At 60.8% G+C, this 2,476-nt stretch carries 2 protein-coding genes; one reads left to right on the forward strand and one right to left on the reverse strand.

The window, feature by feature from the left end; genetic code table 11:
* Positions 1 to 158: 158 nt before the first annotated feature.
* Complete coding sequence (locus PMI29_RS07035) at positions 159 to 1,178, reverse strand: alpha/beta hydrolase (protein ID WP_008001734.1); 1,020 nt, start codon at positions 1,176 to 1,178, stop codon at positions 159 to 161.
* 159 nt (positions 1,179 to 1,337) lie between these two features.
* Here PMI29_RS07035 and PMI29_RS07030 point away from each other — a divergent pair, with 159 nt between their 5' ends.
* On the forward strand, positions 1,338 to 2,234 hold the full coding sequence (locus PMI29_RS07030; RefSeq protein ID WP_008001735.1) for a LysR family transcriptional regulator: 897 nt from the start codon (positions 1,338 to 1,340) through the stop codon (positions 2,232 to 2,234).
* The last annotated feature ends 242 nt before the right edge of the window (positions 2,235 to 2,476 follow it).

Here is a 2,476-nt window from a genome sequence, read left to right on the forward strand (position 1 = left end):
GGTGTCCAAAATTAGTTGACCAGTTCAGCTTGCTCGCGATAGCGGAGGATCAGTCAGCCTCAATGCTGAATGTGATGCCGCCATCGTCGGAACGCCGCCCGGAGCAAGCTCGCTCCCACAGAAAAGCCCTTCACCAGTGTGTGGTGAAGGGCATGGACTCAGTTCAAATGAGTCTTGAGCTCCAGCGCGGCCTGGCGCACTGCCGCCTTCACTTGCGGTATCTGGCTCAGTGGGTTGAGCAGGCCGAAGTCGTGGATCATGCCGTTGTAGCGTACCGAGGTCACCGGCACGCCTGCCGCATCGAGGTGGCGGGCATAACCTTCGCCTTCGTCGCGCAGCACGTCGAACTCGGCGGTCTGCACCAATGCGGCCGGCAAGCCTTTGAGCTGTTCAGTGCTGGCGTTGAGCGGCGAGGCATGAATTTGCGCACGCTCGCCGGCGTCGGTGGTGTAGTTGTCCCAGAACCACTTCATCATGTTTTGCGTCAGGAAGTGGCCTTCGGCAAATTGCTGGTACGACGCGTTATCGAACTGTGCGTTGGTCACTGGCCACATCAGCAGTTGAAAACGCAGGGCCGGGGTTTTTTGTTCCTTGGCCATCAAGGCCACGACCGCCGCCATGTTGCCGCCGACGCTGTTGCCGGCCACGGCCAGGCGCTTGCCGTCGACGCCGATCTCCTGGCCGTGTTCGGCCACCCAGCGGGTAGCGGCATAGGCCTGGTTGATCGCGGTCGGGTAATGCGCTTGCGGCGAGGGCGTGTAGTCGACGTACACCGCGACCGCGCCGGAACCCACCACCAGGTCACGAATCAGACGCTGGTGAGTCGGGAAATCGCCCAGCACCCAACCGCCACCGTGGAAGAACATGAACACCGGCAACTCACCTTTGACCTTGGCCGGACGCACCACTTTGAGGTGAATGGTCTGCCCGTCGACCTTGATCGCTTTGTCGCTGACGTCGACGCCGGACAGGTCAACCTTCACCGACGCCTGGGCACTGGTCAGCACCGCACGGGCATCTTTCGGGCTCAGTTGTTCAAGCGGTTTGCCACCGCCGGCGGCGAGGGCCTCGAGAAAGGCTTGGGTGTTGTGTTCGACACCCGGGCTGCCTGCGGCAAAAGCGTTGCCGACGGCGAGGGCGAGGAGGGACGCGGTCAGGGTTTTCTGAACGAGGTTCATGGGCAAATCCTTTTTAACCGATTGAATTGAGTGTCTTGGGGTGAGGTCGCTGCCGGCTCCGGGATTCAGGCTTCAGCGACACCGTGAGCACAGATTAATGGGGTGCCTGGAAGGGAAAAAGCGTCTATAAAGTGTTTGACTGTCAACCGGGAAGTGACAATGAACCCTTTCGAAGATATGCGTATTTTTTGCCAGGTCATGGACTCCGGCAGCTTCACCGCTGCCGCCGATCAACTGGGCCTGTCCAAGCAGTTTGTCAGTCGTCGTTTGATGCAACTCGAAGAGCGTCTGGGCGTGCGCTTGCTCAATCGCTCGACCCGACGGCTGGATGTCACGCCCCTGGGGCAGAGTTATTACGAGTCAGCCCTGCGCCTGCTCAGCGAAGTCGAACAAGTGGAGCAGGGCATCGCCGGCCAGACCACCGAGCCACGGGGGACCATTCGTGTGAGTGCGCCGCTGTCGTTCGCACTGGCGCATCTGGGCTGCCTGTTGCCGGTGTTTTTGCAGCGCTATCGCGACGTGACGGTGGAGATGGATTTGAGCGATCGTCCCGTGGATTTGCTCGGTGAGGGCTACGACCTGGCGCTGCGCATCGGCACACTGGAAGACTCGACACTGATCGCCCGCCGCATTGCCTCCATTGAACGGGTGTACTGCGCCAGCCCCGCGTACCTGGCCGAACGCGGCACACCGCTCAAGCCTGACGATTTGCACGGTCACGACTGCCTGCCGTACGGCCATGGTCGACAGGTGCAATGGCGTTTTGCGGGGCAGGGCAAGCCATTGAGCGTCAATGTCAGCGGGCGGATGCGGGTCAACAACGGTGAATTGCTCAAGGACGCAGCGATCGCCGGCCTGGGGGTCACGTATTTGCCGACGTTCATTGTCGGTTCGGCGTTGAAGGATGGAAGGCTGGTGGAAGTGCTGGAGGATTTTCGCCCCGAACCGTTGACGCTGTCGGCGGTGTATCCGCAGCATCGTCAGAGTTCGCGGCCGGTACAGGCGCTGGTTGAGTTCTTGCGCGAGGAACTGGATCAGTCTGAGGGTGGGTTGTAAGGAAATGGTCCACACAATCAAATGTGGGAGCGAGCAAGCTCGCTCCCACAGGGTTTTGTGTTGTATGGATTTCAGCGGGAATCAGGTCCTTTTGTCATCACCGGGCTCGGCGTGGATACCACGGTCATCGCCGGGCTCGCCATTGGCATGGACGCCACGGTCATCGCCGGGTTCGCCATTGGCATGAACGCCGCGGTCATCACCGGGTTCGCCATTGGCATGAACGCCGCGGTCATCGCCGG

Source organism: Pseudomonas sp. GM49 (genome assembly GCF_000282355.1).
Lineage (GTDB): Bacteria > Pseudomonadota > Gammaproteobacteria > Pseudomonadales > Pseudomonadaceae > Aquipseudomonas.

Coding starts and splice junctions, on each gene's coding strand:
- PMI29_RS07035 (WP_008001734.1), bottom strand. CDS start 1,178: ATGAACCTCGTTCAGAAAACCCTGACCGCGTCCCTCCTCGCCCTCGCC.
- PMI29_RS07030 (WP_008001735.1), top strand. CDS start 1,338: ATGAACCCTTTCGAAGATATGCGTATTTTTTGCCAGGTCATGGACTCC.